15 protein-coding genes are annotated in these 22,307 nt (G+C 71.7%); 5 read left to right on the top strand and 10 right to left on the bottom strand.

What is annotated here, in order from left to right; translation table 11 throughout:
• The first annotated feature begins 32 nt into the window (after positions 1-32).
• Both ABZ464_RS33590 and ABZ464_RS33585 read left to right on the top strand, forming a co-directional pair.
• Positions 33-899: an NmrA family NAD(P)-binding protein gene (locus ABZ464_RS33590; protein WP_359283340.1), complete on the top strand. Its 867-nt coding sequence runs from the start codon at positions 33-35 to the stop codon at positions 897-899.
• A gap of 240 nt (positions 900-1,139) precedes the next feature.
• The gene (locus tag ABZ464_RS33585) at positions 1,140-1,829 is read left to right on the top strand and encodes a TetR/AcrR family transcriptional regulator (RefSeq protein ID WP_359283337.1); all 690 of its coding nucleotides are present in this window, start codon (positions 1,140-1,142) and stop codon (positions 1,827-1,829) included.
• Between the two features lie 243 nt (positions 1,830-2,072).
• Here the strand turns inward: ABZ464_RS33585 and ABZ464_RS33580 are convergent, their stop codons facing one another.
• Together ABZ464_RS33580 and ABZ464_RS33575 are read right to left on the bottom strand one after the other, a co-directional pair.
• Positions 2,073-2,429, bottom strand: a complete 357-nt coding sequence (locus ABZ464_RS33580) for a DUF805 domain-containing protein (protein WP_359283335.1) — start codon at positions 2,427-2,429, stop codon at positions 2,073-2,075.
• A gap of 516 nt (positions 2,430-2,945) precedes the next feature.
• Positions 2,946-3,647, bottom strand: a complete 702-nt coding sequence (locus ABZ464_RS33575; RefSeq protein ID WP_359283334.1) for an SDR family NAD(P)-dependent oxidoreductase — start codon at positions 3,645-3,647, stop codon at positions 2,946-2,948.
• Between the two features lie 194 nt (positions 3,648-3,841).
• Between ABZ464_RS33575 and ABZ464_RS33570 the strand changes: the two genes are divergently transcribed.
• Positions 3,842-4,519, top strand: a complete 678-nt coding sequence (locus ABZ464_RS33570; RefSeq protein ID WP_359283332.1) for a helix-turn-helix domain-containing protein — start codon at positions 3,842-3,844, stop codon at positions 4,517-4,519.
• 122 nt (positions 4,520-4,641) lie between these two features.
• Here ABZ464_RS33570 and ABZ464_RS33565 read toward each other — a convergent pair whose 3' ends face one another.
• The 4 genes from ABZ464_RS33565 to ABZ464_RS33550 form a co-directional block, all read right to left on the bottom strand.
• On the bottom strand, positions 4,642-5,412 hold the full coding sequence (locus ABZ464_RS33565) for a GAF and ANTAR domain-containing protein (protein ID WP_359283330.1): 771 nt from the start codon (positions 5,410-5,412) through the stop codon (positions 4,642-4,644).
• A 405-nt stretch (positions 5,413-5,817) separates the two neighbouring features.
• Positions 5,818-7,311, bottom strand: coding sequence for a tryptophan 7-halogenase (locus ABZ464_RS33560; RefSeq protein WP_359283327.1), 1,494 nt, complete (start codon positions 7,309-7,311; stop codon positions 5,818-5,820).
• Positions 7,308-15,368, bottom strand: a complete 8,061-nt coding sequence (locus tag ABZ464_RS33555; RefSeq protein WP_359283493.1) for a type I polyketide synthase — start codon at positions 15,366-15,368, stop codon at positions 7,308-7,310. The genes ABZ464_RS33560 and ABZ464_RS33555 overlap by 4 nt, the downstream gene beginning before the upstream one ends.
• An 11-nt stretch (positions 15,369-15,379) precedes the next feature.
• Positions 15,380-15,985 carry a hypothetical protein gene (locus tag ABZ464_RS33550; protein ID WP_359283325.1) on the bottom strand — a complete coding sequence of 202 codons (606 nt, stop codon included), beginning with the start codon at positions 15,983-15,985 and terminating at the stop codon, positions 15,380-15,382.
• Between ABZ464_RS33550 and ABZ464_RS33545 the strand changes: the two genes are divergently transcribed.
• Entirely contained in the window at positions 15,960-16,202 is a 243-nt protein-coding gene (locus ABZ464_RS33545) for a hypothetical protein (protein ID WP_359283323.1), read from the top strand. The genes ABZ464_RS33550 and ABZ464_RS33545 overlap by 26 nt on opposite strands.
• A gap of 20 nt (positions 16,203-16,222) precedes the next feature.
• Here the strand turns inward: ABZ464_RS33545 and ABZ464_RS33540 are convergent, their stop codons facing one another.
• Together ABZ464_RS33540 and ABZ464_RS33535 are read right to left on the bottom strand one after the other, a co-directional pair.
• Complete coding sequence (locus ABZ464_RS33540) at positions 16,223-16,636, bottom strand: cupin domain-containing protein (RefSeq protein WP_359283320.1); 414 nt, start codon at positions 16,634-16,636, stop codon at positions 16,223-16,225.
• A gap of 43 nt (positions 16,637-16,679) precedes the next feature.
• Entirely contained in the window at positions 16,680-17,696 is a 1,017-nt protein-coding gene (locus tag ABZ464_RS33535) for a zinc-dependent alcohol dehydrogenase family protein (RefSeq protein WP_359283318.1), read from the bottom strand.
• Between the two features lie 191 nt (positions 17,697-17,887).
• Between ABZ464_RS33535 and ABZ464_RS33530 the strand changes: the two genes are divergently transcribed.
• Entirely contained in the window at positions 17,888-18,778 is an 891-nt protein-coding gene (locus ABZ464_RS33530; protein ID WP_359283315.1) for a helix-turn-helix transcriptional regulator, read from the top strand.
• Positions 18,779-18,849: 71 nt separating this feature from the next.
• Here ABZ464_RS33530 and ABZ464_RS33525 read toward each other — a convergent pair whose 3' ends face one another.
• Positions 18,850-20,970: a PQQ-dependent sugar dehydrogenase gene (locus ABZ464_RS33525; RefSeq protein ID WP_359283312.1), complete on the bottom strand. Its 2,121-nt coding sequence runs from the start codon at positions 20,968-20,970 to the stop codon at positions 18,850-18,852.
• 103 nt (positions 20,971-21,073) lie between these two features.
• Positions 21,074-22,252 carry a sugar phosphate isomerase/epimerase family protein gene (locus tag ABZ464_RS33520; RefSeq protein WP_359283309.1) on the bottom strand — a complete coding sequence of 393 codons (1,179 nt, stop codon included), beginning with the start codon at positions 22,250-22,252 and terminating at the stop codon, positions 21,074-21,076.
• Between the last annotated feature and the right edge of the window lie 55 nt (positions 22,253-22,307).

The following is a 22,307-nucleotide window of genomic DNA, read 5'->3' as shown; positions in this document are numbered from 1 at the left end:
GTAACCGGTGCAGTACATGCACTAATGGCTCCATGACCTACATGATTCATGGCGCCACCGGCGCCCAGGGTGCCCCTGTCGTCGCGGCCCTCACCGCTGCGGGCCTGCCCGTGACCGCACTGACCCGCAACGCGGGCACCGTCGTGGACGGTGCCCGGGTGCTGGCCGTCGACTATTCCTCCACCGCGGACCTGACCGACGCCTACCGTGGCGCCGAGGGGGTCTTCGTCCACCTGCCGGTGACCCCGGAGGAGGACCGCCTGGTCTTCGCGCGCAACATCGTGGCCGCCCTCCGCGAGGCCCGTCCCGCCCGCGTGGTGTTCTCCACCAGCGGCGGCCTCATAAGCACCGACAGCGACAACAGCCGCGACCAGTCGGAAGAGAGCGCCGTCTCGGTGCTTGCCGCCGGGCTGGCGGACAGCGGCATCTCCCACGCGGTGATCGAGCCCCGGTTCTACCTGGAGAACCTGCTGCTGCCGAACGTGATCGCGGGCGTCCGCGAGGAGGGCGTGCTCCGCTACTCGCTGCCCAGCGGCTTCCGCGCGTCCTGGGCCTCGCACCTGGACATCGCCGACGCCGCCACCGTGCTGTTCGCCCGCGCGGACGTCACTGGTGTGGTCTCCGTCGGACAGTACCCAGCCATCAGCGGAGAGGACCTGGCCGAGGCGTTCAGCACCCGGCTCGGACGGACCGTGACCTACGAGGCGACCGACCCCCACGCCTTCTTCGCGCCGCTCGCGCCCATGCTGGGCGAGCAGGCCACGGCGGCCATCGCGGACATGTACCGGGCCGTCAGCACACAGCCGGACCACTCGATCACAGCCGAGCGCTCGGCCCAGAAGCTCCTCGGCGTGACTCCCCGGACCGCGAACGAGTGGCTGGCCGGCATCGATCTCTGACACAGATCGTCGACGCGGTCGAGACACCTCCGATGTCCCGAGCAGCCGCCCAGCTCTCCGATTCGTCCATGAGCTTGGCGCACGACAGGTGACGGCGCCGGTCGCCGTCTGGGAGATCCGGTTGGGAGATCCGTCTGGGTACGTTACCCGGTACGCTGGTACCCATTCGTAAGGGTCGGCCTTCCGGTCCGGGCGACCGCCCGCCTCTTCCGGCGGAGACGACCATGGGAGGCTGCTGCGATGACGGCCCAGACCGACCCGCGCGACCGACGCCCGCGCCGAACGGCACGCAGGCGGGTCGTCGACACTCGTCGACGGGACGAACTGCTGCGCCAGGCCGAGGCGATCATCCTGGCCGAAGGCTTCACCGCCGTGACCATGGACGAGCTCACCCAGCGACTGGGATGCTCCAAGGCGACGCTGTACAGCTTCGCCTCCACGAAGGAACAACTGGTGCTGGCGGTAACCCGCGCCTTCTTCCGGGATGCGACAGCCGAGATCGAGCAGGCCGTCCTGGCCGAGCCCGATCCCCGGCAGCGGATCCGGGTCTACCTCACCGGCGTCGGCACGGCCATGCGCCGTCATTCTCACGCCTTCTATGACGACATGGTCGGCTACGAGCCGACAGCACAGATCTACCGCAAGAACTCCGCCGCCGCGGCGCACCGGGTCCACGAACTGATCGAGGAGGGCGTACAGGCCGGCGTCTTCCGGGCGCTCAACGGGCACTTCGCCGCCCAGGTCGTGGCGGTGACCATCGACGCGGTCCAGTCGGGGGTCCTCCTGGAGAGCACCGGCCTGACCGCCGGTGACGCCTTTGCCGAACTCGGGGACCTCCTGCTGGACGGGCTCAGCTCGGGGCAGACCCCGTCCGAGCCTCCTTCCACCACGGTTCACCCGCCCAGGGATCAGGCCCTGGCACCCAGTTGAGCCCGCCTCCCTTGCCGCGCCCGTTCGGGTGACCAGAGGCACTGCTGTCTGTGCGCTAGCTGTGGATACGGAAGGCGAGGTCGCAGCGTGACTGGCCCTTCACCAGCTTCGTGGGCCGACGGCACCTCATCGCCGAGATCCGCCGTCTCCTCGGTCCGGCGCCTGGTGCAGGTCCCAGTACAAGGGGGCGATGCAGGTTGAGTACCGGTCGCGCAGGGCGCCGCCCGCGGCGTTGACATGGTGCTAACCGGCCGCCTTCGGCGAGGGGCCGTACTGGTTGGTGCCCGTGACGCTGTCGACCGTCATGCCCATGAGGTAGATGACCGGGCCGGCGACCGGGATCAAGGCGATGAGCATCCTCCGGCCCGACTTGCCGGTGTCGTGCAGTCGGCGGACGGAAACGGCCAGCATGGGCACGATGAGCAGCAGCAACAGCACATTCAGCAGCGGCGCCTCGATTGCGACGCTGATACCGGCCAGTAGGAGCGTGCCGACTACATACAGCACGGAGAACCACCAGTACTCCGAGCGCCGGGCCCGGCCGGAGAACGTCGCGTACTTGTGCAGGAGACACGTACGCACTGCGTCAGTGAAGGACATCCGTCAACTCCATCTTCAACGAATTCGACATCAATCGGAGAGGGCTTCGCAGTACCTGCACCGGGATCCGCACACCTCCGGGTCCGGCGGATGCCGGCCCGCCGTGGGCGATCGGGGGTGCGGATCTCGAGCGGCGGTGTTGCCGACGGCCTGGAAACGCCGAGCGTGGAGCACGTCCGGGATCCCTGCTCAACCGGGGACGGCAGGTCGGCGGTTGTGTCGAGGTCCTCGACCGTCAGATCCTCTCCGTCACGCATGCGGATCAGGGCGTCCCTGAACGCCTTTTCGGCACTTCCACGAGCTTGAGCCGGTCAGCGCGGTGGCCGGTACCGGTGCCGGCGGCTCGGTAGCGCACGACGGTCGCGTGGGCGTGGCGCAGGTCCCCGCCGATCAGGCCGAGCGTCATGGGCAGGCCGGGTGGCCGGCGCGTCCCACGTGCAGGCTCGGACCGGGTACCACCATGCCTTGGTGCGGTCGGAATTCGGCGAGGGGCAGCCCAGGGGCCCTGGCACGGTGTCAGGGGCGGGGGAACGCCTGACCCTCCAGGCGGAAGACGCGCTCGGCCTCGTCGCGGTGGGTGGTGTGCAGCTCCCAGTACAGCGGGGAGATCTGCTCGGGCCTGGCCGCCTCCAGTCCGGGGATGACGGAGACGCCGATCGAGGAGTCGATGCCGACGTGGGCGGCCTGGATGCCGGTGCCGGCCAGTTCCCCGTGCAGGTTCTTCACCCAGTTGCGCAGTGCCGCCGCGGCGGCGTTGATGTTGGCCACCCGCGGGTCCGGCCGGATCGAGCCGGCGCCGGTGGTGAACAGCAGGGTGCCCGCCCCGGCCTCGCGCATGGCGGGCAGCACGGCCTGTGTGGCGGCGATGGCCCCGTAGAGCTGGAAGTTCATCTCGTGCTCCACGTGGGACGGCTCGGTCGTGGTCGGAGCCGTCAGAGCGGTGGAGCCGAACGATCCGACCGGGGAGTACTCCAGGACGTCGATGCGGCCGAACCGCGCGGCGGCGTCCTTGAGTGCCCGGGTAAGGGCGTCGCGGTCGAGCACGTCCGCGGGGAACGCCGCGGCGGTGATGCCCTCGGCGGTGAGCTGATCGACGAGGCCGCCCAGCTTGTCGCGGTTGCGGGAGATCAGGGCCACGTTGAAGCCCTGGGAGCCAAAGGTGCGGGCGATGGCCAGGCCCAGCTGGGGGCCGGCTCCGATGATGGCGATGCTGGTCACGTCGATCCCTTTCGTCATGTCTTGGTGGTGGGTATCGGTGAGAGCCCCGTGCGCCCGTGCAAGCACTGAACGCCGCAAGACCCCGCGATCCGGATAGGCCCCTCCACTTCATATCTGGATAGGCCGTTCCGTTTCTGCTGAACCACCGTAACACACGAACTGGATAGGGCACTCCAGTTGCTATTGTGGCGGGTATGAACCCTCGTACTCCACGCCCCGACGGCCCCGCCGACCGGCCGCTGCGCAGCGACGCCGAGCGCAACCGGGAACGGATCATCGCCGCCGCGCGCACGGTCTACGCGCGCGACGGGCTGGACGCCTCCATGGCCTCTGTGGCCCGCGAGGCAGGCGTGGGGATCGCCACCCTCCTTCGTCGCTTCCCCGCCAAGGCGGACCTGGTCGCCGCCGTCTTCGCCGACCGGATGGACGCCTACGCCGAGGCGGTCGCCACCGCCCTCGACAACCCCGACCCGTGGGACGGCTTCACCGGTTACATCGAGGCCGCCTGCGCGATGCAGGCCGCCGACTACGGCTTCGCCGACGTACTGACCACGACCTTCCCCACCGCCAAAGCCCTGGAACAGCGCCGCAACCAGGCGTACGAGGCCATGCTGGTGCTCATCAGCCGCGCCAAGGCCACCGGCCGGCTGCGCGAGGACTTCGACCCCTCGGACCTGGTCCTGATCCACATGGCCAACGCCGGCGTCGTCAACGCCACCGGCGAAGCCGCCCCCGACGCCTGGCGACGCGTCGTCGCCCTGCTGATCCAGTCCTGCGAGGCACCGGCCCGCGGCGCCCTGCCCCCTTCACCCGATCACGAGGCCCTCTACAAGGCCATGCTCCGCGCCGGCCCGGCCGATCCCGCCGTCTGACCTCACACAGGAGGCTGGTGTCCGGGGGCGCGGGCCTGCGTGGGTGAGGGCCACTGTGTGGTCCGATCCGCTGGTGCAGGTGTGCGCGCGGTGGTTTGGGGGACTTAGTGGGCAAGGCGGGTTCAGCAGCGTTCCCCTGGGGACTGGCCCGGCCCAGGCTTCTCTGGTTCAGCCGAAGTGCCGGAGGAGCCGCTCGCGCGGGGTCGCGACAGGGTGCCCTCCTCGCAGACCCGGCGGGCGACCTCGCGGAGCTTGATGTTGTTCTCCTGGGAGTAACGGCGCAGCACGTTGAACGCCTCCTCCTCGGTGAGGTGGTGGCTGCCCATGATGATGCCCATGGCCTCGCCGATGGTGTGGCGGGTGGCGAGGGCCCTTTCCAGCTGGGCGTGGGTACGGGCGGCGGAGAAGGCGACCGCCGCATGGGAAGCCAGCAGCCATCCGGCCAGTTCACTGGCCTCGGTGAACGCGCCGGGCCTGCGGGAGTAGAGGTTCAGCGCGCCGAGGTCTTCTTCTTCGGTGAACAGCAGGAACCCCATCATGCTGCCGACGCCGAGCTTGTGTGCCTGTGGCGCGTAGGCGGGCCAGCGCTGGTGTTCGGCGGTGAGGTCGGCGATGCGGAAGACCCGTTCACCGTGCGAGTCACGGGCGGCGTCATAGCACGGTCCCTCCCCCAGCTCCAGCTGCATCCGGTCGCTGTCGACGACCAGCTGATGAGTGGGGGCGAGCGTCTCCACCTGCGAGCCGTGCAGCACGAGGATGCCGGCCGCGTCACAGCCGTCGACCAGTTCGGTGGCCGACGCGGTGATCCGCCGCAGTGTGGCATCGACCGAGTCCTGTGCCAGAAGATCCCGCGCCATCGACGCCATCTGCTCCGCGAACCGACCCCAGGCCACGTCGTCCTCCGCTACTCGTCACGTCCGGACAAGCCTCGTACTCAGCTTTTCATGTGAGGCTCGCGATCACATCGCAGACGGATACCCGCGGCAGGCCGGAAGATGACTCCGGGGTGCTGGTGGAATCCGGTGGCATCAGGCCCCGGGCGGGAGTGATCAAGTCGCTTGGGTCGGCAGTCCGAACGAAGCGCGCCAACCCCGCACTTCGCCGCAGCCTTGATCAAGCCGCTTGGCACGGACAACGGCTGGGACGCGGGTCGTGGGCCTCATCGAGGGCGCAGGGCCGCCGGCGGCGCGGTCCTGGGCCGGTGCCCTCGCCGTGCAGCCGGCTCCAGGTGAGAAGTCCGGTCGGCTCAGCCTCGCGCGGCTTCGCGGACTTGCATCCCGCGCTGATCTCCCTGCGCCCTACGACCCGGGTTCGACCCAGGTCAGTCCGTCCTCCGACGCCACCAGTCCGCCCGGCCGCAGAGGCGCCTCCTCCTCCAGCGGTCCGCCGAACAGCCCGCGTTCCTGAAGGACGGTCCCCTCCTGGAACACCTGTCGGAAGCTCTTGGACTCGTAGAGCGGATTGCGCAGGTCCTCGGCGTCCGGGAGGCGGCGTACGGCCCGCTCGAAGTCGTCGGCGACCGCCGTCAGCCGTGCGCCCGCCGGCCCGCCCCCGGTGAGCGCGGCGTCGCCGGAGGCCAGACCGCCCACCAGTTCCACGAACGCCTCGAGTTCCGTTGTGCCGACGTTGGTGACCTTGCGCGCCTTCCAGAAGTACGACCGTTCGTCCTGGTGCATGTCGTAGAAGGAGACCAGGAACTCGTGGAACAGGCCGTACTCGTGCCGGTAGCGGGCCTCGAACTCGGCGAACAGCCGGTCCTCGTCCAGGGTTCCGGCAAGGCTGCCGTTGATGGACCGGGCGGCGAGCAGCGCGCCGTAGGTCGCGAGGTGGACTCCGCTGGACAGCACCGGATCGACGAAGCACGCCGCGTCTCCGACGAGCACCATGCCGGGCCGCCACAGCCGTGACTTCCAGTACGACCAGTCCTTGCGGACGCGGACCTGGTCGTACGGGACTTCCGTGGCCTGCGGGACCCCGTCGAGGAAGCCGCGTACCTCCGGGCAGGCGTCGATCATGCGGCGCCAGGCGGTGGCCGGGTCCCGCTGGATCGCCTCGGCGTTCTCGCGGGCGACCACGGCTCCGACGCTCGTCAGGTCGTCCCGGAGCGGGATGTACCAGAGCCAGCCCTCGTCGAAGGCGGCGCAGAAGATGTTGCCGTCGTTCGGTGCCGGGAGCCGCGCGCCGCCGGCGAAGTAGCCGAACACCGCGATGTTGCGGAAGAAGTCGGAGTAGGTCCGTTTCCCGCCGACGTGCGGGTGGATCCTGCTGCCGTTGCCGGAGGCGTCCACGACGTACCGGGCCTCGGCCTCGTGCGTCTCGCCGTCGGGCCCGGTCCAGCGCACTCCGTGGACCCGCTCCTCGTCGGCGAGCACGCCGGTCACACGGCAGCCCTCCCGTACGTCGACGCCGACCCGACGGGCGTTGCCGAGGAGGATCGCGTCGAACCGGGACCGCTCGACCTGGTAGGCGAACGAGGTCGGGTCGGCCAGCCGGGGCGACAGCGCGAAGGAGAACTGCCAGGGGTCCCGGTTGCGGCCCCAGCGGAACGTGCCGCCGCGCTTCGGTTTGAAGCCCGCGTCGGCCATCTCGCCCTCGACGCCGAGGATCCGGCACACACCGTGCACGGTGGAGGGGAGCAGGGACTCACCGATCTGGTACCGGGGGAAGGTCTCCTTCTCCAGGAGCAGGACCCGATGGCCGCGCAGGGCGACGGCCGCCGAGACGGTGGCGCCCGCCGGGCCGCCGCCGACCACGATGACGTCGAAGTGCTGCGTGGGCTTGGCAGAACTCACCGGTTTCCCTTCGTCGTTCGTGCGTCGATCCAGCTGAGTATCGCCGACACGGTTGTCTCCGCGTGTTCCTGCATCATCGTCAGATGGTCGCCGGGGACGTCCATGACGTCGTGCGCCGACGGCCAGGACGTCCGCCAGTCGTCCGCCTCGGCGGAGACCGCCATGGCGGCCGCCATGGCGGGCGTGGGCCGCAGCGCGCGCACCAGGAGCGTGGGCGTGGCGACCGGTTCGGGCTCCCAGCCGAGGAAGATCCGGTTGTAGGCCCCCATCGCGGCCAGGGTGGTGTCGTCGTCCCCGGTGATGACGACCGGCTGTCCGGCGTCCCGCGCCGACGGTGCGGCCAGGGACAGCAGCCAGTCCTTGTCGCTGTTGTCGGGCGTGATGTGGTACGTGTCCAGCAGCACCAGGCCGTTCGGTGCCCGGCCCAGTTCTTCCAGCTGGTGGGCCACCAGATGCGCCACATTGCCGCCCGCCGACCGTCCTACGACCACGAAGGGCCCGTCCCCGACGTGCCGCAGCACGTTCTCGGCCTGCGTGTGCGCCAGCGCGGCGCGGTCCTCCGGGACGGCGGCACCGGCGCCGATACCGGGGTGCGGGAACTCCAGGACCTCCAGGTTCTTGTGGAAAGCGCGGTGGAAGCGGGGGAAGTCTCCGCCGTCCGACACTAGCGAGGGATGGTAGGCCGGGAAGTAGACGACCGTCGGCCTCCCCGAGCCGGGGCGGCCGTGGGAACGGCGGATCGGGGGCAGCGCGTGCTCGCCGGCTTGGGCGACCGTGAAGGAGGGCAGTGCCCAGGACGCGGTGACGAGCAGGTGCATCGCCGCCACCGGTTGTCCGCAGGCGCTGACCGTCCGGAACAGCGAGGAGAGGGTGTACGCGGGCCGCCCGGCCTCAGGGGCCTCGGGCACCCCGGGCGCCCGGGGCGCCCCGGCGGCACCAGGGGCCTCAGGGGCGGCTGCGGCGGCCGGTTCGCCGGCCGGCAGGCCGAGCAGGTGGCGTGCCAGATCCTCGGCGGTGCGGTGCTCGAACACCACTGCCGCCGACAGCCGGAGCCCCAGCGCCATGCTCAGCCGGTTGCGGATCTGCACGGCGGTGAGAGAGTCGAACCCCAGGTCGGCGAGGGTCTTGCCGGCCGGCAGCGCGTCGGCGTGCGGATATCCGAGCACCGCGGCCACATCGGCCCGCAGCAGCTCCACGAGCGCCGCCTCCCGCTCGCCCGGGGACATGGGGGCCAGCCGTTTCCGCCAGGCTCCCGGCTCCAGCATCTGCCCGGGAGAGCCGGCGGATCCGGAGGCCGTCGCAGCGGCGGTCGGCCGGTGCTGCCGGACGAGTCCACGCAACAGCGGCGGCAGGTGCCCCGCACCGGACCGAAGCGCCGCCCGGTCCAGCAGGATCGGCGCCAGGAACGGCTCCGACGAGCGCAGCGCGGCGTCGAACAGGGCCAGGCCCTGCTGTGTGGACAGCGGCACGAGCGCGTCGCTCGGGTGCGGGCGCTGTGCGCGCTGCGGGGGCTGCTCCGCCGCCATGCCGGCGGCGTGCTCCCAGGGGCCCCACGCCAGCGACAGCGTCGGCAGCCCTTCCGCGGCGCGGCGGTGGGCGAGGGCGTCGAGGAAGGAGTTCGCGGCCGCGTAGTTGCCCTGGCCCGCCCGGCCCAGCAGGCCGGAGACGGAGGAGAACAGGACGAACGCCGAGAGACCCATGTCCCGGGTCAGTTCGTGCAGGTTCCAGGCCGCGTCGGCCTTCGGGCGCAGCACGGCCGCCATCCGCTCGGGGGTCAGCGAGTCCAGCACGCCGTCGTCGAGGACGCCGGCGGCGTGCACCACGGCGGTCAGCGGCGGCTCGCAGTGCGCGACCACCTCGGCCAGCGCGGCACGGTCGGCGGCGTCACAGGCGACGATGGCGACCTGTGCTCCCCTCTCCTCCAGGTCGCCGCGCAGTTCCCGGGCCCCTGGCGCCTGCGGACCACGGCGTCCGGTCAGCAGCAGATGCCGTACGCCGTGTTCGGCGACCAGGTGACGCGCCAGCTCCGCGCCCAGCGCGCCGGTGCCTCCGGTGATCAGCACCGTACCGCCCGCGCCGAAGGCGGCCTCCGCGGCCGAGGTGTCACCGGCCGCGGCAAGACGCGGAACCGTCACCTGTCCGTCCCGCACCCGGAGTTGATCCTCACCGGTGGCAACAGCGGACGGCAGCATCCGCAATGACTCGGGCCGCCCGTCCACATCCACCAGAACGACACGACCGGGCAGCTCCGACTGCGCCGTACGCACCAGTCCCCAGACCGCCGCACCCGCCAGGTCCGGCACCGGCCCGGTGGCGTCCCGCGTCACCACGACCAGCCGCGAGCCCACCGTGCCCGGATCGTCCTGCCAGTCCTGCAGCGCCTTGAGCACCCTGCCGGTCAACTCGTGCACGGCGGGCAGCGGATCGGAAGCGTGCGCACGGGCCACGGCCGTGACGGCGACGAACTCGGCGTTCACGGCGCCGGGCAGGAACCCGGCGAGGTTCAGCTCGTCCGGCCCGCGCACCGCCCATGCGTGCTCGACGGTGTCGCCGGGGACGTCGAGGGCGGCCCACTCGGGGCGCAACAGAGCCCTTCGTACGATGTCGTCCGTCACGCCGTCCGTCATGTCGGCCGTCATGTCGGCCGTCATGTCGGCCGCGTCGGCAGGCAGTTCCCTGGTGGCCAGTGAGTCCACGCGCGCCACGAGTCGGCCGGACGGGTCTGCCAGCGTCAGCGAGACCGCGTCCGGGCTCAGTGGGGTGACCTTGACCCGCAGCTGCGTGGCTCCCGAGGCGTGCAGGCTCACTCCGCTCCACGCGAACGGCACCCGCACCGTGCTCGTGTCGGCGGGCGCGGCCAGCAGCGGCGCGTGCGACGCGGCGTCGAACAGCGCCGGGTGGAGTCCGAAGCGACCCGCTTCCGAGGTGTGCGGGGCGGGCAGCCGGACCTCCGCGAAAACGTCGTCGCCGCGCCGCCAGAGTGCGCTGACCCCCTGGAAGGCCGGCCCGTAGGCGAGCCCGGCATCGGCGAGGGCGGCGTACGCGTCGGTGAGGTTCAGCGCCTCGGCGCCCTGGGGCGGCCACGCGGTCGGTTCGACCGCCGCGGCACGTCCGCGGCCCAGCTGACCGGAGACGTTCCGGGTCCACGGGGCGTCCTCGGCGGACTCCTCGGGCCGGGAGTAGATGTCGACCGGCCGCCGGCCCGAGTCGTCCCGCGCACCCACCACGACCTGCACCCGCATCCCCGCGGAACCGGGCAGGGCGAGCGGCGACAGCATCACGAGGTCGTCGACCGCGCCGCAGCCCGTCTCGTCAGCCGCACGCACGGCCATCTCCACGAACACCGTCGCCGGCACGATCACCCTCCCGGCGACGACATGGTCCGCGAGCCACGGGTGGCTCGCCAGGGACAGCAGTCCGGTCAGCACGATCCGTTCGGTGTCCGGCACCGGGAACGCCGGGCTCAGCAGCGCCCCGGCACCGGCCGCCGCCGGGGGCGGTGCGTCCAGCCAGTACCGCTTCCTCTGGAAGGCGTACGTCGGCAGGTCCACGCGCCGCGCGCCGGAATCCGCGTACACCGCCGTCCAGTCGACGGCGGCCCCGGCCCCGTGCAGCCGCGCCACGGCCGACAGCAGCGTCTCGGGCTCGTACGCACCGCCTCGCGTGGCCACGGCGAGAACGGGGCCGTTCGGGGACGCGCCGGTCAGACAGTCGGTGGCGGCCGCGGTGAGTGCCGGTCCGGGACCGAGCTCCAGGTAGGCGGAGACCCCGTCGTCCGCGAGCCGGCACACGGCGTCGGCGAAGCGCACGGGCAGCCGGGCGTGCCGCGCCCAGTACTCGGGCGAGCACAGGTCTCGAGGCTCTGCGGGCCGGCCCGTCACGGTGGAGACGATCGGGATACGCGGCGGCCGGAGGGTCAGCTCGCGGGCGATGTCGAGAAACTCGTCGAGCATCGGCTCCATCAGGGGCGAGTGGAAGGCGTGACTCACGCGCAGCCGTACGGCCCTGCGGCCTCGGGCCTCGAAGCCGGCCGCGACCGCGAGTACCGCGTCCCGCGCGCCCGAGATCACCACTGAACGAGGCCCGTTGACGGATGCGATGGCCACCTGCGCCCCGAACTCCGCGAGCGCCGTGACGGCTTCCTCCTCGGTCGCGTCCAGCGCCACCATCGCGCCGCCGTCGGGCAGCGCCCGCATCAGCCGGCCACGAGCGGCCACGAGCGTCGCCGCGTCGGGCAGATCGAGTACGCCGGCGACATGCGCGGCCGCCAGCTCGCCGACGGAGTGGCCCACGAGCCGGTCGGCTCGAACGCCCCACGACTGAAGCAGCCGGAACAGTGCCACCTCGAAGGCGAACAGTCCGGCCTGCGTGAAGTCCGTACGGTCCACGAGTGCCGCCCGCGGTGAGCCGGGCTCGGCTGACAGCACCGCGCTCAGTGGCTGTGGGAGCCGGTCGTCCAGGTGCCGGCAGGCCTCGTCGAAGGCTTCGGCGAAGACGGGGAAGGCGGCGCGCAGTTCGGCACCCATCCGGGGGCGCTGGGCGCCTTGTCCGGTGAACAGGAAGGCGGTACGGATCTCCGGGTCCGCCAGTCCTCGTACGACTCCCGGTGCGTCCCGGCCCTGCGCGAACGCGCTCAGCGCGTCCAGCATGCGTGTCCGGTCACCGGCCGGCACGATCGCCCGATGGGCGAGTGCGGAGCGCGACACCGCCAGCGAGTGGCCGACGTCGGCGGGCGACAGGCCCGGCCGGTTCGCCACTGCGGCCGCGAGCCGTCCGGCCTGGGCGCGCAGGGCGGTTTCGTCGGCGGCGGAGAGCAGCCACGGCACGGGCAACGTCGCAGCCGTCTCCCGGGAGACGTTCGTCTCGTTCGCCGGCGCCTCTTCCAGGATCACATGCGCGTTGGTCCCGCCGATCCCGAAGGCCGAGACCCCCGCCCGCCGCGACCGGTCCGAGGCCGGCCAGGGCCGGGGCGCCGTGAGCAGTTCCACCCGGCCCGAGGACCAGTCCACGTGCGGTGTCGGCTCGTCCGCGTGCAGGGTGCGGGGCAGCTCACCGTGGTGCATGGCCTGCACCATCTTGATGACGCCGGCCACTCCGGCCGCCGCCTGCGTGTGCCCGAGGTTGGACTTGACCGAGCCGAGCCACAGCGGCTCCTCGCGGCCCTGCCCGTACGTGGCCAGGAGGGCCTGCGCCTCGACGGGGTCGCCCAGCCGGGTGCCCGTACCGTGGGCCTCCACCACGTCCACGTCACCGGCGCGCAGCCCCGCGTCCGCCAGCGCCTGCGTGATCAGCCGCTGCTGAGCCGGTCCGTGGGGCGCCGTGAGCCCGTTGGACGCGCCGTCGGAGTTGACGGCGGAGCCACGGAGTACGGCCAGGACCGGATGACCGCGTCGCCGCGCGTCGGACAGGCGCTCCAGCAGGACGAGTCCCGCGCCCTCGCCCCAGGCCGTGCCGTCGGCCGTCGCCGAGAACGACTTGCAGCGCCCGTCCGACGAGAGCCCGCGCTGCCGGCTGAAGGCCAGAAACGGCTTGGGCGTCGCCATCACCGTGACCCCACCGGCCAGCGCCAGCGAGCACTCGCCCGAGCGCAGTGCCCGCGCCGCCCAGTGCAGCGCCACGAGCGAGGACGAGCACGCGGTGTCGACCGTGATCGCGGGACCGCGCAGGCCGTACACGTAGGAGATCCGCCCGGAGGCCACGCTGCCCGACGAGCCCAGGCCCAGGTGCGCCTCCAACTCGTGGGATCGGGGGAAGCGGGCGGAGTAGTCGCCGTGCATCACGCCGACGAACACGCCGGTGTCGCTCTCGCGCAGCGACGCCGGGTCGATCCCGGCCCGCTCCCACACCTCCCAGGACGTCTCCAGGAGCAGCCGCTGCTGCGGATCCATCGCCAGCGCCTCGCGCGGCGAGATCCCGAACAGCCCGGCGTCGAACTCCGCGGCCCGGTGCAGGAATCCGCCATGGCGCGCGTACGACGTGCCGATCCGGTCGGGATCGGGGTCGTACAGGGCGTCCAGGTCCCAGCCGCGGTCGGTCGGGAACTCCGAGACGGCGTCCCGGCCCTGCGACACCAACTCCCACAGGTCCTCGGGTGAGTCGACGTCGCCGGGATACCGGCAGCCCATGGCGACGATCACGATCGGATCGTCCTGGGGAGGCCGGTCCTGTCCGTGGTACGACCGCGGGCGTTCCTCGGGCTCGCCCTCGCTGAGCGCGACGCGCAGGTACCGAGCCACCTCGGCCGGTGTCGGATGGTCGAACAGCAGCGTCGCCGGCAGGCTCAGACCGGTCAGCGCACCGAGCCGGTCCACCAGCTCGACCACGCCGACGGACGTCATGCCGAGATCGGCGAAGGAGCCGGCCGCGTCGGGCAGGTCGCCCGGCGCGCGCCGGCACACCTCGGCCGTCTCGGAGAGCACCGTCTCCCGCAGCGCACGCTCCCGGTCGTCAGGCACGAGGGGGAGGAGCCGCTCGCGCAGAGCGGTCGGGGCGGTGTCGCCCGCGACCGCGGCGGCCGGAACAGGGGCGACCAGCTCATGCCGGGCGATCTTGCCGGACGCGGTGCGCGGGACGGCGGTGATCTCGCGGATCTCGGCCGGCACCTTGTAGTCGGCCAGCCGGGTACGGCACTCGGCGAGCACCCGCCGTGCGTCGATCCCGCCCGGGCCCGGCACGACGAAGGCCACCGGCACCTCGCCCAGCACGTCGTGCGGCACGCCCACGACCACGGCCTCGGACACACCGGGACACTGCGACAGCGCCTGCTCGATCTCCGTCGGATGGATGTTCTCGCCGCCGCGGATGATCAGCTCGCTGACCCGGCCGGTGAGCTCGAGATGGCCGTGTTCGACGCGGCGGCCGAGGTCACCGGTGCGGTACCAGCCGTCGCTCAGCGCGGCGGCCGTCGCCTCGGGCTGCTCGTGGTAGCCGGTCATCAGGCTCGGCCCACGCACCCAGACCTCGCCCTCGGCCCCGTCCTGGACGTCCTCACCGCTCCCGGGGTCGACGACACGTACGTCCATACCGGGGACCGGGGGCCCGCAGGAACCGTCGACCCCGGGGCCCTCCGGACGGTTCACCGCGATCATGCCGCAGGTCTCGGTACTGCCGTACGCGTCGAGCAGCGGCGCCCCGAGGGTCTCCTCCACGGCCGCCCGCAGTGCGGGGCCGCTCGGGGCGCCGGCCACGACGCACATCCGCAGCGCCGGCGGGGCGTCCCCGGGCGAGTCGACCAGCCGGTGATACGTCGTGGGCACGCCGGCCAGCATGGTGAACGGCCCGCCGAGCCCGTCGTACGCCGTGAGCAGCTCCTGCCGCAGACCGTCCGGCGCCAGCAGATCGCCGGCGATCCTGGCGCCGGCGCCCACGGCCGTCACGCCCAGGATCGCCAGTGAGTGGCCGAAGCTGTGGAACAGGGGAAGCGGCCAGAGCAGCCGGTCGTCGGGCGACAGACCGAAGATCGGGGCGTAGCAGGCGGCCACGGACCACAGCGCGGCCCGCTGCGTGGACAGCACGCCCTTGGGCCGGTGGGTGGTGCCGGAGGTGTACAGCATCCAGGCCGGATCGTCGAGCCCCAGCAGGTCGATCTCCGCGGGCTCTTCGCTCTCGACCGCGCTCCGGAACGGCTGGGCGCCGGCCGGGACCGTGCCGGTCCCGGTGACCAGGACGTCCAAGGCGTCGTACGGCGGTGCCAGGCGCCGCAGTTGTGCGAGGTGCGCGGCGTCGGTGACGACGAAGGCGGCGCCGCTGTCCTCGAGGAAGTGGGCCAGCTCGGCGTCGGAGGACCGCGGATTGAGCGGGACGCCGACCATCCCGGCCCGCAGCACGGCGAGGCAACTCTCCACCATCTCCACACAGTTGCCGAGGCAGATCGCGACGCGGTCGCCACGGCGAAGTCCCGTGCGGGTGAGATACCCGGCCAGCGCGCGCGTGCGACGCTCCAGCTCGGCGTAGGTGACGCTGCGCGAGGAGTCGGAGTAGGCGACCCGCTGCGCCGCCGACTCGGCATGCTCCTTCAACAGCTCCGGCAGCGGCCGGATCAGCTCCTCACGCCACATGGTCCTGCCTTTCAAGTCCTCCACAGTGCAACGCTGTTGAGCCTACGTGGACAGACGGGCCGCGGCTCGCGATGGGCCTCGCGGACGGCAGCGTCAGAAGCGCACGGCATCGCCCTCACCCGCGAGGGCCGTGCCGCTACGACGATCTCCTCGGCCGCGTCGACGAGCAGGCGTCCCGGAAACCCGCCGAGGCCCGCAGCGACGTCGCGCGGGCCGCCCGGGGACTGGCCTGCTTCACGTACGTGACCAGCAGCGCACTGCCCACCACGGACGATCTGCGCGCCCGCGCCCGCACTGTCCTGAAGCACATCGGGGCAGCCGTCCCCGAGGGCAGCGGCCTCCAGGCCCGTGGCCCCCAAGTCTGTTCGTGGACGTGCAGGGCGCGGTCGGGATCGGAGCCGGGTGCTCTCGTCGACCGTGATGGCGAGGTTGATCTGTGCCTCCACGGTGGGCCAGATCCGCTTCAGCATGGCATTGTCGGAGGCGTCCCCGATGGTGCGGTGCAGCGCCCGGCGGGACCCGTCCGGGTCGTCGGCCAGGGCGCGCGCGGCGAGGGTTTCCAGGGCGACGCGGACGGCGGCGGTGTCGGTGATGAACTTCTGGTACGAGTCCGTCATCGCGATCAGCCGCCACGACAGCGACGGCACCCTGCGCGCCGTCGAACTGCACCCCGTCGAACTGCACTGGGACGGCCCGCGCGACACCGACCGCGGCATCCCGCGCCTGGCCGACCCGCCCGCCGCCGACCGAATTCTCCAGCGGCTGCAATGGCTCTCCAAGCCCTTCGGCACGGAGATCGCCATCGGGGAGGGGATCGGTCTCCTCGGGCTCTGAGCCCTGGTGTGATACTCGGCTCAGCGGGGGGCGGTGGCGAGCGCTGCGGCGTACTGCTCGTCGGTCACGGGTTCCAGCCAGGTGGTGCCGTCGCCGTCGGCATCGCCGACGAGCATGGCGATGTGCGCCATGAGGGTGGTGTCGGTGCCGCCGTGCCAGTGCTCCTCTCCGGGCGGGCACTTGACGGTCTGGCCCGCGCTGACGCGTACGACGTCGCCGTCACGGGAGCCGACGAGGCCGACTCCGTCGGTGATGTAGAGGGTCTGGCCGTTGGCGTGGGAGTGCCAATGGGTGCGGGCGCCAGGGGTGAAGCGGACCAGGGCGCTCACCAGCCGGGCCGGCTCGGCGGGGGTCTCGATCATGTTGAGGTAGACGTCGCCGGTGAAGCGCTCGGCGGGGGCCTTGGCGGTGGGGGTCTGCGTGACGATTTCCACGGAAGGGGTTCCTCGCTGTGCGGCTGCGGGGATGTCGTACGGGTCAGGGCTTGAGGAGTGTCTTGACGGCTCGGCGCTCGTCCATGGCCTTGTAGCCCTCGGCGACCTGATCGAGGGGGAGGGTGAGGTCGAAGACCTTGCCCGGATTGATGCGGCCGGTCACGACGCGGTCGATGAGGTCGGGCAGGTAGCGGCGCACGGGGGCGGGGCCGCCGCGCAGGCCGACGTGGGAGAAGAAGAGTTCCTGGCCGTCGACGGCGACGTCGTGGGGGACGCCGACGAAGCCGACGTTGCCGCCGGGGCGGGCGGAGTGCAGCGCCTGCCGCATGGCCTGCGCGGTGCCCACGCACTCCAGCACGCTGTCGGCGCCGATGCCGTCGGTGAGGTCCTTGATCCGGGCGGTGCCCTCGTCGCCGCGCTCGGTGACGATCTCGGTGGCGCCGAACTCGCGCGCCAGCTTCTGCCGGGACTCATGGCGGCTCATGACGATGATCCGCTCGGCGCCCCGCTCCTTGGCGGCGATCACCGCGCACAGGCCGACCGCCCCGTCGCCCACGACCACGGCGGTGGATCCGGGCTTCACCTCGGCGGCGTCGGCGGCCCACCAGCCCGTGCCCATGACGTCGGAGACGGCCAGCAGACCGGGCCACAGCTCCTCGCCCGGCACCTCGTCCGTGGCGACCAGGGTGCCCTGGGCGTTGGGGATACGGACGTAGTCGGCCTGGCAGGTGCTCATGAACTCGCGGTGCAGGCAGTTCGACGGGAAGCCGTTACGGCAGTTGGCGCAGGTGTTGTCCGAGGTCGCGAACGAGCCGACCACGAACTGGCCCGGCTTCACAACCGTGACCTCGGAGCCGACCTCCTCGACGAAGCCCACGTACTCGTGCCCCATCGGATGGGCGTCGCCGATCGGCTCCAGGCCACGCCAGGGCCACAGGTCGGAGCCGCACACACAGGTCACGGCCGTGCGGATGACCGCGTCGGTGGGGTGGAGGATCCTCGGGTCGTCCAGCGTCTCGAAGCGGACGTCACCGGGGGCGTGGATCACTGCGCCGCGCATGAGGGTTCCTTTGCTCACGTGAAGTCGGCCGGTCGGGCGGCCCCGTCCCCGTCTCCGTCTCCGTCGACGGACGGCCGGGGACAGCGCCACGTCCTCCAGGTAACCGCCCCTGGCGACGGCCGGCCAGTCACCGTCGACAGGTGTACCGGCAGTACACCCCTCATGCGGCCCGCCGCACGTACGGTCGAAGGGTGAACAACCAACAGGAGGTCCGCGAGTTCCTCACCTCGCGGCGAGCCAAGATCACCCCCGAGCAGGCCGGACTGCCCTCCGGGACCCGGCGCCGCGTCCCCGGCCTGCGCCGCAGCGAGGTCGCGGCCCTCGCCGACCTGAGCGTGGAGTACTACGCCAAGCTCGAACGCGGGAACCTCGCCGGTGCCTCCCCCGTCGTCCTCGAGTCCGTGGCCCGCGCCCTCCGGCTCGATGACGCCGAACGCGCCCACCTGCGCCATCTGGCCCAGGCCGCCGACGGCTCCGACGCCCTCACCCGCCCCCGACGCCGACGCCCCGCCCGGCAGTGGACCCCGCACCGCAGTCTGCAGTGGACGCTCGACGCGATCACCGCGGGCCCCGCCTTCGTCCGCAACGGCCGTATGGACATCCTCGGCGCCAACGCCCTCGCCCGCGCCTTCTACAGCGACGTCCACGCGAACGCCCACAACCAGGCGAACCTCGCCCGGTTCACCTTCCTGGACCCCGCGTCCCGCCGCTTCTACCCCGACTGGGGCCCGGCCGCGGACGTCACCGTGGCGATCCTGCGCACCGAGGCCGGCCGCAACCCCCACGACAAGGAGCTGCACGACCTCGTCGGTGAGCTCTGCACCCTCAGTGACGACTTCCGCACCCGCTGGGGCGCCCACGACGTCCGCCACCACGGCACCGGCACCAAGAACTTCCACCACGAGGCCGTCGGAGACCTCACCCTCGCCTACGAGGGTCTGGAGATGGCAGCCGAACCCGGCCTCACCGTCACCATCTACACGGCCGAACCCGGCTCACGCTCCGAAGAGGGCCTGCGCCTGCTCGCTTCCTGGGCCGCGGCAGAGGAAACCGCTGCGGGCGCGCCCCGTGGAGGGAACTGACCTCCCCGGGGCGCGCCCGCAGTCCCGCGCCGACTCGCGCCTGCCGGTCTCAGACCAACGGCGAGCGCCGGTCAGTCGACCGGTGTCAGCGCGACCTCGGCGCTGCCCGACAGGGACGGCAGACCGTCCGGGGGCGAGTCCTGGTAGGTGGCGTTGAACACCGCCTTCAGGTTGTCCGCACCGGAGTGACCGCCGTCCAGGAAGGTCTGGAACGATCCGGAGCAGCCGTTGCTCGACGACAGCGGGTGGCCGTGCGAGTCGTGGCCGAGGATGAACGAGACGGTGACCTTCGAGCAGTCCACCGGCTGGTCGTCGGTGACGTAGACCTGCCAGGTGACCGTGTCACCCCAGTGGAACGCCGTGCCGCCGTGCGGAGCCGGGTCGGTGGTGAGCGAGACGACCGGCGCCTTGTTGCCGACCACGATCGGAACGGACGCGGAAGCCGAGCGTCCGGTGCTGTCGGTGACCTTCAGCGTGGCGTCGAAGACGGCGTTGCTGGTGAAGGTGTGTGTCGGGTTCGCCTCCCTGGAGTCGACGGTGCCGTCGGCGTCGAAGTCCCAGGCGTAGCGGAGGGCGTCCCCGTCGGCGTCCTTCGTGCCGGCGCTGGAGAACTGGACCGTCAGCGGGCTGGTGCCGTTGAGGACGTCCGCGGCGACCTTGGGTTCGGGGGTGCGGTTGCCCCGTGTGAAGTCGATGCGGGAGAGCTGGGCCTCGGGCAGCTCCGCGAAGTACCCGGTGCCGTACTCGAGGACGTACAGCGCGCCGTCCGGGCCGAACTCGGCGTCGATCGGACCGTCCGTCCTGATCGAGGGGATCGCGTCCTCGATCTTCTGGACCTCGTTCTTCTTGCCGAGGGTGATGGCCTTCATCTGGTCGCGGGTCCACTCGTAGAAGAGCGGCTTGCCGTCGAAGTACCGGGGCCAGCGGTTCTCGGCCGTGTTCCGCTTGTCGTAGTGGTAGGCCGGGCCGCCCATGGGGCCGATGCCGCCCGTGCCGAGTTCGGGGAACGTCTCGGAGGCGCCGTAGCCGTAGACGATCTCCGCGTCCGTGACCGGGGGCAGCACGCTGCGGCCGGTGTTGTGACGGGAGTCGTTGACCGGCTTGGCGCAGTTGAACGCCCCGCTCGACTGCTGGGTGGCGAAGTCGTAGTCCTGGTACGGCAGGTCCCGGGTCACGCAGAACGGCCAACCGTAGTTGGCGGGGCGGTCGATGACCATCCAGCGGCCCTGGCCGGCGGGTCCGCGGTCGGGGTTGGCGTTGTTGGCGTCGGGCGAGTAGTCGCCGAGGTACAGCTCGCCGGTCCTGTCGTCCACGGCGAAGCGGAACGGGTTGCGCAGGCCCATGGCGTAGATCTCGGGACGGGTCCTGGGGGTGCCCGGCGCGAAGAGGTTGCCCTTCGGGACGACGTATCCGCCGTCGCGCCCGACCTTGATGCGCAGGACCTTGCCGCGCAGGTCGTCGGTGTTGCCCGCGGTGCGCCGCGCGTCGTAGGCCGGATTGCGGCCGGGGCGGTCGTCGAGCGGGGCGTAGCCGTCCGAGGCGAACGGATTGGAGTCGTCGCCGGTCGACAGGAACAGGTTGCCCTTGCCGTCGAAGTCGATCTTGCCGCCGACATGGCAGCAGATGCCGCGGTCGGCCGGTACGTCGAGGATCCTCTGCTCGGTGGCGTAGGCGAGCTTGTTGCCCACGAGCTTGAACCGCGACAGCCGGGTGACACCCTTGTACTTGGCGAATTCCTCGGCCGTCCCGAACTGCGGCGCGTCCCCTTCGTTGACTCCCGCGGTGGCCGGGTCGTCCATGGGGGTGTCGAGGCGGGGCGAGTAGTAGAGGTAGACCCAGTGGTTCTCGGCGAAGCCGGGGTCGACGGCGATGCCCTGCACGCCTTCCTCGTCGTGCTGGTAGAGCCCGGCGGGGCTCTTCTTCATGTCGGCGGCGAGGAAGTTGACGCCGCTCTTGGGGTCGTGGATCCGGACTTCTCCCGTGCGCGCCGTGTGCAGCACGCGCCGGTCGGGCAGGACGGCGAGGGCCATGGGCTCGCCCGGGCGGTCGTTGAGGGTGACCTTCTGGAAGTCCGACGCGGCCGGTGGCACGGGGTCCGACGGGGCGGCTTGGGCTGCGGGGAGAGGCAGAAGCCCGGCGGCTCCGGCCAGCGCAGCCGCCGCTACGAAGGTGACGATCCGTCTGTTACGCACTCAGAACTCCTTCGCTGCAGGGTGGACGCGGGTGAAGGGCCAGGCGCGCTGGGCTCGTTGGACGCCGGAGCGCGCCTGACCGGACATGGCGGGTGACGCTGCGTCAGTTACAGGGGCGCAGGGCGGCGAGGTTGTCGTATCCGACCCGGGCGAACTCCAGGGACTGGCCGGGCACGGTGGTGCTCGGCGCGTTGTCCTGCTCGACCATCGGGTTGTGGTAGTTCATCGCACCCACCCGGGTGAAGAACCTCCGGTAGTCGATGTCGCCCGTGCCGAACGGCACCATGTCGTAGCCGAGGCCGCTCTGGAGGTTGATGACGCCGTCCTTGGCGTGGAAGAGCGGGAAGCGGTGGGTGTTGCGGACCACGAGTGCGGCCGGGTCGAAGACGCGCTCGCGCTGTGAGCCGTCGTGGGCGGTGTACGTGTGGAACTTGTACCGGGCCACGTGCGCCCAGAAGATGTCCAGCTCCAGGTAGACGTTTTTGCGGTCCGTCACGCTCAGGAAGTACTCCAGCTTCCGGATGCCGGAGCTGCGGGTCGGCCGGCCCTGCGCGTCGAGCGGGCCGCCGTCGAGCAGGAAGTCGTACGCGCTGTCGTGGTTGTGGGTGTAGAGCTTGACGCCCTCGCGGCGGGCGATGGCGCCCAGGGTGTTCCACTTCTGGGCGGCGACGTCCCAGTCGGCCCGGTAGGCGGTGTTCGTGGGGTCGGCGCCGGTACCCATGTGCTCCATGCCGAGGATGTTCGCGATCTCCAGCCAGCGCTTGAAGGTGTCCAGGTCGGACGGCGTCAGCGGCCAGGACGGCGGGATGTAGCCGTGGCTGCCCTGTGCCCGCAGCCCGTACGCGTCGAGCCAGGAGCGCATGAGCCTCGCGCCCTTGACGGTGCCCAGATCGGCGCCGCCGGGCGCGCCTGCGTGCTGGCCGTAGCCCGCGAACTCCACCTGGCGGTAGCCGAAGCGCGACAGCTGCTTGAACACCTCGCGGAAGCCGGAGGGCAGGTCGGAGGACAGCGGGTCGCGGCCGATCGCGTCGCGGACGGTGTAGAGGATGATGCCGCGCTTGTGCGGCGGGACCAGAGCGGAACGGCCCCGGTCACCGCCGGCGGCTTCCGCTCTGTCCTGCGCCAGGGCGGGCGCGGCGCCGAAGACCGGGGCGGCGATCGCCGCGGCGCTGACGGCCGTGCAGGTGCCGAGGAAACGACGGCGGCTGACGCCGAGCGTGCGGCGCAGGGCGTCGCCGGTGACGGTTTCGCCGGTGACGGTTTCGTCGTTGAAAGCAGTCACAGTGGTTCTCTCTTTCGTCTTCGTTGTGACGGTGCTGCGGGTGGCCGGCGGCTGT

Source organism: Streptomyces sp. NPDC005820 (assembly GCF_040630255.1).
Taxonomy (GTDB): Bacteria; Actinomycetota; Actinomycetes; order Streptomycetales; family Streptomycetaceae; genus Streptomyces.
The sequence above is the reverse complement of the archived record's forward strand: the minus strand, read 5'-3'. Positions and strand labels throughout refer to the sequence as shown.